Annotated in this window: 5 protein-coding genes; 3 read left to right on the top strand and 2 right to left on the bottom strand. The window is 70.8% G+C overall.

Annotation, left to right across the window (positions count from 1 at the left end):
• The first annotated feature begins 162 nt into the window (after positions 1-162).
• On the top strand, positions 163-1,263 hold the full coding sequence (pip, locus tag ACFQ9V_RS11100) for a prolyl aminopeptidase (protein WP_382459218.1): 1,101 nt from the start codon (positions 163-165) through the stop codon (positions 1,261-1,263).
• Between the two features lie 6 nt (positions 1,264-1,269).
• Here pip and ACFQ9V_RS11095 read toward each other — a convergent pair whose 3' ends face one another.
• The gene (locus tag ACFQ9V_RS11095) at positions 1,270-1,692 is read right to left on the bottom strand and encodes an adenylyltransferase/cytidyltransferase family protein (RefSeq protein WP_382459217.1); all 423 of its coding nucleotides are present in this window, start codon (positions 1,690-1,692) and stop codon (positions 1,270-1,272) included.
• A 113-nt stretch (positions 1,693-1,805) separates the two neighbouring features.
• A complete protein-coding gene (locus ACFQ9V_RS11090) occupies positions 1,806-2,393 on the bottom strand; it encodes a hypothetical protein (RefSeq protein ID WP_382459216.1) in 588 nt (195 codons plus the stop codon).
• A gap of 235 nt (positions 2,394-2,628) precedes the next feature.
• Between ACFQ9V_RS11090 and ACFQ9V_RS11085 the strand changes: the two genes are divergently transcribed.
• Both ACFQ9V_RS11085 and ACFQ9V_RS11080 read left to right on the top strand, forming a co-directional pair.
• On the top strand, positions 2,629-5,187 hold the full coding sequence (locus ACFQ9V_RS11085; RefSeq protein WP_382459215.1) for a right-handed parallel beta-helix repeat-containing protein: 2,559 nt from the start codon (positions 2,629-2,631) through the stop codon (positions 5,185-5,187).
• Between the two features lie 160 nt (positions 5,188-5,347).
• Positions 5,348-7,927: a right-handed parallel beta-helix repeat-containing protein gene (locus tag ACFQ9V_RS11080; RefSeq protein WP_382459214.1), complete on the top strand. Its 2,580-nt coding sequence runs from the start codon at positions 5,348-5,350 to the stop codon at positions 7,925-7,927.
• The last annotated feature ends 1 nt before the right edge of the window (position 7,928 follow it).

Here is a 7,928-nt window from a genome sequence, read left to right as displayed (position 1 = left end):
AGCCTGGCTCGACTACTACAACCTAGACAGACCCCACCTCGGCATCGGAGGCCAAACACCCATCGACCGAATCAACAACGGTCGAGGTCAGTACACCTAGCGCGGGCGTGGGGGTGGGCGCGGCGCGTGGGGGAGCGGGTGGCGGGCCGCTACAGTCGCACCATGCGCACTCTCTACCCGGAGATCGAGCCGTACGACAGCGGGATGCTGGACGTCGGCGATGACCAGCAGGTGTACTGGGAGACCAGCGGGAACCCCGAGGGCAAGCCGGTGGTGTTCCTGCACGGCGGCCCCGGCGGCGGCACCACGCCCTCCCACCGCCGGCTGTTCGATCCCGAGCGGTACCGGATCGTCCTGCTCGACCAGCGCAACTGCGGTCGCAGCCTGCCGCACGCGAGCGACCCGGACGCCGACCTGTCGGCGAACACCACCTGGAATCTCGTCTCCGACCTGGAGAAGCTGCGCGAGCACCTGGAGGTCGAGCGCTGGCAGGTGTTCGGCGGCTCGTGGGGCAGTGCGCTGGCGCTCGCCTACGCGGAGACGCATCCCGAGCGGGTGACCGAGCTGATCGTGCGCGGCATCTTCACGCTGCGCCCGGCCGAGCTGGACTGGTTCTACGAGGGCGGCGCGGCCGCGCTGTTCCCCGACCTGTGGGAGGGCTTCGTGGAGCCGGTGCCGCCGGCGGAGCGCGGCCACCTGATCCGCGCGTACAGCCGGCTGCTCGCCGACGAGGACCCGGCCGTGCACGGTCCGGCCGCCGTCGCCTGGTCGCGCTGGGAGTCCTCCACGATCACGCTGCTGCCGCGGCCGGAGGTCGTCGAGACCTTCACCGAGGAGAAGTACGCCGTCGCCTTCGCGCGCATCGAGAACCACTACTTCATGAACGGCGGCTGGTTCGAGGAGGACCAGCTCATCCGCGACGCGTACAAGCTGGAGGGGATCCCCGGCGTCATCGTGCAGGGCCGCTACGACGTCTGCACGCCGGCGATGACGGCCTGGGATCTGCACAAGGCGTGGCCGGAGGCCGAGCTGAACATCGTCCCGGACGCCGGGCACGCGTACGACGAGCCGGGAATCCTGGACGCGCTGATCGAGGCGACCGACCGGTTCGCCGGCGATGCGGCCGCCGCGGGGGACGACGTGGACGACGAGGACGGCGAGGACGCGGGCGACGAAGACGTGGACGACGACGCCGCGGATGAAGGCGGCTCGGATGAGGAATCCGCGGACGAAGAAGCCGCGGACGACGAGGGCGAGAAGTAGCCCCGCTCAGCCGGCGAGGGCCGCGAGCGCCTTCCTGAGCTGCGTGGACGAGGTCGTCATCGTGTACGGGAAGTACACGACCTCCACGCCCACGGCGGCGAACTCCCGCTCCAGCCGGAGGCCCTTCTCGGTGCCGCGCCAGTCGTCGCCCTTGAAGAACACGTCGAAGCGCAGGTCCCGCCACATGTCGAGCTTGTCCGGGACGGTCTCGGCGACCGCCTCGTCCACGTAGGCGATGTGGCGCACGATCTCGATCCGCTCCGCGAGGGGGATGACCGGGTCGACGCCCTTGGTGAGCCGCAGCATCTCGTCGGAGACCACGCCCGCGATCAGGTAGTCGCACTGGCTCTTGGCGTGCTTGAGGATGTTGAGGTGTCCGATGTGGAACAGGTCGAACGCTCCTGCGGCATAGCCGACGCGCATGCTCACTTTCGATGGCCCCCTTCGGGTGAGGTATCCTCACCTAGTGTGGCGAATTAGTGAGGATTTGTCACCCCCCAATCCGGACGGGCCGGAAACGGGGCAGCCGCGCGAGGGGCCGGTCAGCTCCTGGTGGCGATGAGGGCCGCCGCGATCACCTGGGTCGCGGCCGCGATCTGCGCGAACGCCGCCTCGTACGCGGCGTCGCCGAGACCGTATGGATCGAGGACGTCGCCCTCCGCGTAGCCGCGTCGCGTCGACCGGCTCCTGCTGACCACGCCGGCCGGCGGCCGGTGCGCGGCCGCCCACTCGACCAGCCCGGCGGGGTCGAGCGCCGACGCGTCGGCCCCGCGCACGGCGTCCGCGAACTCGGTGAGCGTGAACGCCCGGCGGACGGTCGACGGCGCATGGTCGGTGACCCAGCCCCGGTGCTCCCGGGTCGCCGTGAGGATGAGGCCTGCTCCGGTCAGCAGCTCGGTGTCGGCCTGTCGTGCGGCGAAACCGCCGACCTCCACGCCGTGGGCCTCGAGCAGCTCGTCCATCGGCGGGTTGACCGGCCAGCCGGTCATGGCGTGCGTGCCGGCGGACGACACCGCGAAGCGCCCTCCCGCGCCTGCCAGGTCGTGCGCCAGGAGGAGGTCCATCGCGGGGGAGCGGCAGATGTTCCCGGTGCAGATGGCGAGGATCTCGAAGCGCGTCGATGCCGTCATGCTGCCATTCTGGCTGAAACGAGGAGTGCCACCCGAAGAGGGGGTGAATACTGTATGGCGCGGCGCGCTAGCACGCGATAAAATATCTTGAGCTGTGCGCGCTCTCAGGCAGCGTCTGATAGGTTGCCATTCAATACTCCCGCGCAGAAGGCCTGGTCTCACTTTCTCGCTCTCCGCGACGAGCAGCATTGGAAACCCCCATTCCATGGCAACAGCCCGACACCGCTCCGGCGGTATGCATACCCCTGCCCCCCGTAAGAACCGAAACATCCTGATCGCCGGCGTCGCCGGCGCCGCAGCGACGGCGCTCGCCGTCGTCGGCCTCCCCGCCCTGACGGCTACGGCCGCCCCGACCAGCTACGCGACCGGCGCGCAGATCGTCTCCGACGACTTCTCGCGGACCAGCGCCGCGGGTTGGGGCTCCGCCCCCGTCGGTGGTGCATACAAGGTCAACAGCGCGTCGTCCTTCTCCGCGAAGAACGGCATCGGCACGATGGCCCTCCCGAAGCCGGGCGCCTCGCTCACCGCGGGACTGCCCTCGGTCTCGGCCGGCGACGTCACCGCCTCGGCGACGATCGACGTCCCGAAGATCCCGACCAGCGGCAACGGCGTCTTCGCCGGCGTGCAGCTCCGGTCGGCCGGCGGGTCGTACTACCAGGCCAACATCCGCGTCGGCAAAGGCGGCGTCCTGAACCTCACGATCGTGCGCGTCAACGGCTCGACCGCGAAGCAGACGGTCGTCAGCCCGGAGAAGCGCATCGCGAGCGGGCTGAAGGCCGGCTCCGCCGTGCAGCTCCAGTTCCAGGCGACCGGCACCAACCCGGTCCACCTCCAGGCGCGCGCCTGGCTCGCCGGCGCCTCGCAGCCCGGCTGGCAGCTCAGCGCCGACGACACGTCCTCCGCGCGCCTCGGCGCCGCGGGCAGTGTCGCCGCCTGGTCGTACCTGTCGGCCGCCAGCGCGGCCACGCCGGTCGCCTTCGACACGCTCACCGCGTCGAAGCTGGTCCCGGTGGGCTCGAACCCGTCGACCACTCCGACGCAGACGCCGACGCCGACTCCGACGCAGACGCCCACGTCGACTCCGACGCCGTCGTCCACCCCGACCTCGACGCCCACCACTCCGCCGACGTCCACCCCGGCGCCCGGCCCGAGCGGTGACCCGGCCATCGACACCTCCGGCACCCGCTTCGCCACCGGCGCGGCGGCCATCGGCAGCACGTCGTACGCCGTGCCCGCCGGCGCCATCGTGGTGTCCCCCGGCGGCAGCGTGCAGAACGCGATCAACGCCGCCCCCAACGGCGGCACGGTCGTGCTCCGCGCCGGCAGCTACCACGAGTCGCTGACGATCCCCGGCGGCAAGAAGCTGACCATCCAGTCGTACCCGAAGGAGGCCGTCTACCTCGACGGCAGCTCCGTGGTGTCCAACTGGGCGCAGAGCGGCTCGACGTGGCGTGCCACCGGCTGGAACCATGTGTTCGACGCCAGCCCCACGTTCACCCGCGGCGCCAAGGACGGCACGAGCGCCGGCTGGCAGTGGATCAACCCGGCCTACCCGATGGCCTCCCACCCCGACCAGCTCTGGGTCGGCGGCACGGCCATGAAGCAGGTCGCCAGCGCCTCGCAGGTCACCGCTGGCACGTTCTCCTACGACACCGCGGCGAAGACCCTGGTGCTCGGCACGAACCCCGCCGGCAAGGAGGTGCGCGCGAGCGACCTCCAGAAGGCGATCACCGTCGGCGCCCCGGGCTTCACGCTCAAGGGGATCGGCGTGCGCCGCTACGCCCCGTCCGTCCCGGACATGGGCGCGGTGACCTCCTACCAGGGCGGTGCGACGTTCGAGAACGACTCGTTCTCCGACATGGCCACCACCGGTGTCGCGCTCGGCGGCTCGGGCAACACCCTGCGCAACGTGACGGTCGCCCGTGACGGCCTCCTGGGCGTGCAGGCGAACAACGCGGACAACCTCACGCTGGACGGCGTGCTGGCCGCCGACGACAACGCGGAGCACTTCAACACCTCGCCGGTCTCCGGTGGCGTGAAGATCACCCGCTCGCGCAACATCACGGTCGTGAACAGCGCGTTCCTGCACAACCAGTCGCACGGCCTGTGGTTCGACGAGTCGACGTACAACATGAACGTGGCGCACAACGACTCGCTCGGCAACCAGGGCAACGGCATCGTCGTGGAGATCTCGGCCACCGCCAAGATCGCCGACAACGTGGTGTCCGGCAACGCGTCGGACGGCCTCAAGCTGAACAACATCAGCAACGCGCAGGTCTGGAACAACACGCTGACGAACAACACCGGCCGCAACCTGGACATCACCCAGGACGCGCGCCGCGGGAACAGGGCCTCCGACGCCGGGCACGACCCGCGCCAGGCGTTCCCCGACCCGACGATGACGTGGATCACCGGCCCGGACACGATCCGCAACAACATCATCTCGGGCGGCTCGGGCAACTGCCTGCTGTGCGTCGAGGACTACGCGCACATCCTCTCGGGCAGCCAGATGGGCATCGACGCGGACTACAACCTCTACAGCCGCCCGTCCGCGAGCGCGCCGAGCTGGTTCGCGATCTGGTCGACCGGCGCGGGCAACCCCGGGGTGTACACCTCGCTGTCTGCCTTCACGTCCGCCACCGGCAAGGGCGCGCACAACACGCTCGTGCAGAGCGCGCCGACAGGCGCCGCTCAGCCGAACGTGTCGACGGGGGGAACGGCGACGGGCCTTTCGTCGGCCATCGCCTCGCTCGTCGGCCGCCCGGCCGGGACCGCGCACATGGGTGCGTGGTGATCCCCACCGCCTGATCCGCTCTCCGAGCAAGCGACGCCGCCGGGCCTTCCGCCCGGCGGCGTCGCCGTGTCTCCGGCTCGCGATTCGCCGACCTCGCGTCATGGCGGCGCCCTGCTCCGGTCTGTTCAGCAACCGCGCCACCGAACAGCTTGGAGAACTCATGCCATCACTACGCGCACCCATCACTGTCGCCGGGGCAGTGCTCTTCGCCGTCACCGCCGCGTGCGTGCCGGCGATCTCGGCCACCGCTGCCACCGCGGCACCCGCCGCCACGACCACGGCCTCCACGACCTATGGGGTCGGCCCGCAACTGGTGTCGGACGCGTTCTCGCGCACGACCTCCAACGGGTGGGGCGCGGCCCCGGTCGGGGGAGCCTACGCCGTCAACAGCGCGTCGTCGTTCTCGACGGGGAGCGGAGTGGGCACGATGAAGCCCTCCGCTCCCGGTGCGACGCTGACCGCCTCGCTGCCGTCCGTCACGGCCGCCGACGTCACGACGTCCGCGACCATCGACATCCCGACCATCCCGACCAGCGGCAACGGCGTCTTCGCCGGTGTGCAGCTGCGGGCGACCGGAGGGTCGTACTACCGGGCCAACATCCGGGTCGGCACGGGCGGCGTCCTGACCCTCGCGATCGTGCGGGTCAACGGTTCGACCCAGACGACCGTCGCTCCCGAGCTGGGCATCGCCAGCGGACTGAAGGCCGGCTCTGCCGTGCAGCTCCAGTTCCAGGCCACAGGCTCGAGCCCGGTGCATCTCCAGGCCCGCGCCTGGGTCGCGGGCGCCGCGCAGCCGGGCTGGCAGCTCGCGGCCGACGACTCGTCGTCCACCCGCCTGGGCAGCGCGGGCAGCATCGGCGCGTGGTCGTACCTCTCGGGGGCCACGGCCGTGCAGCCCGTCCAGTTCGACTCGCTCACGGCGTCGGCGCTGACGGCCGTCACGTCGACCCCGGCGCCTGCGCCGACTCCGACCACGACTCCGACGCCCGCGCCGACACCGACGCCCGCTCCCACCGCGGCGCCGTCCGTCCCCGCTCCCGGGCCGGCCCCCACCGCCTCGCCGTCGATCGACACCACCGGCACGCGCTTCACGACCGGTTCCGCCCCGATCGGCGGCACCTCCTACGCGGTCCCGTCCGGAGCGATCGTGGTGTCCCCGTCCGGCTCGGACAGCGCGGCAGGCACGCTCGCCGCGCCGTACGCGACCGTGCAGAAGGCGATCAACGTGGCTCCCAGCGGCGCGACGATCGTCCTGCGCCAGGGCAGCTACCACGAGTCGCTCTCGGTCCCGGCGGGCAAGAAGCTCACCGTCCAGTCGTACCCGAAGGAGGCTGTCTACCTCGACGGCAGCACGGTCGTCTCCAACTGGGTGCAGAGCGGCTCGGTGTGGAAGGCGGCCGGCTGGAACCACGTCTTCGACGACAGCCCGACCTTCACCCGCGGCGCTGCGGACGGCACCACGCCGGGGTGGCAGTGGATCAACCCGGCGTACCCGATGGCGTCCCACCCCGACCAGCTCTGGGTCGGCGGCTCCGCGATGAGCCAGGTGGCGAGTGCGGCGCAGGTCACCGCCGGGACGTTCTTCTACGACACCGCGGCTCAGACCCTGGTGCTCGGCACCAACCCGTCGGGCGCGGACGTGCGCGCGAGCGATCTGCAGAAGGCGATCACCGTCGGGTCGGCCGGCTTCACGCTGAAGGGCGTCGACATCCGCCGCTACGCGCCCTCGGTGCCGGACATGGGAGCGGTGACCGACTATCAGGGCGGTGCCACGTTCGAGAACGTCACGTTCACCGACAACGCCACCACGGGTGTCTCGCTCGGCGGAGCGGGCAACACGCTGCATGACGTGACCGTCGCCCGCAACGGCCTCCTCGGTGTGCAGGCGAACTACTCGGACGGCCTGACGCTGAACGGCGTCCTCGCGTCCGGCAACGACGCAGAGCACTTCAACACCTCGCCGGTCTCCGGCGGCGTGAAGATCACCCGTTCGCGCACCGTCACGGTGGAGAACAGCGCGTTCGTGGACAACCTGTCCCACGGCCTGTGGTTCGACGAGTCGGTCGACGACATGACGGTCGTCCACAACGACTCGCTGCGGAACGCGGGCAACGGCATCGTCCTGGAGATCTCGGCGACGGCGACCATCGCGGACAACGTGGTGTCGCGCAACACCTCGGACGGGCTCAAGCTCGACGACATCGGCGGCGGCGTGCAGGTCTGGAACAACACGCTCACCGACAACACCGGCCGCAACCTGGACATCACCCAGGACGCGCGCCGCGGGAACAACGCGAGCGATGCGGGGCACGACCCGCGTCAGGTGTTCCCCGACCCGACGATGACGTGGATCACCGGCCCGGACACGATCCGCGACAACATCATCTCGGGAGGCTCGGGCAACTGCCTGCTGTGCGTCGAGGACTACTCGCACACGTTCTCCGCGGCTCAGCTCGGCATCGACCCGGACGACAACCTGTATCGCCGGCCCTCGACCAGCGCACCGACGTGGTTCGGGGTCTGGTCGCGCGGCGCCGGGAACCCGGCGGTCTACGACACCCTCGCGGCGTTCACCGCGGCGACCGGTAAGGACGCGCACAGCACCCTCGTGGAGAGCGCGCCCGTCCAGTCCACCACGCAGCTCGACGCCTCGGCGTCCCGTGCCGCTGCGGGCCTCCCGGCCTCCATCGCAGCGCTCGTGGGCCATGCGACGGGCACGGCGCACCTCGGGGCCTGGTGAC

Origin of the sequence: Leifsonia sp. NPDC056665 (assembly GCF_042791795.1) — a bacterium.
GTDB lineage: Bacteria > Actinomycetota > Actinomycetes > Actinomycetales > Microbacteriaceae > Leifsonia.
The sequence above is the reverse complement of the archived record's forward strand: the minus strand, read 5'-3'. Positions and strand labels throughout refer to the sequence as shown.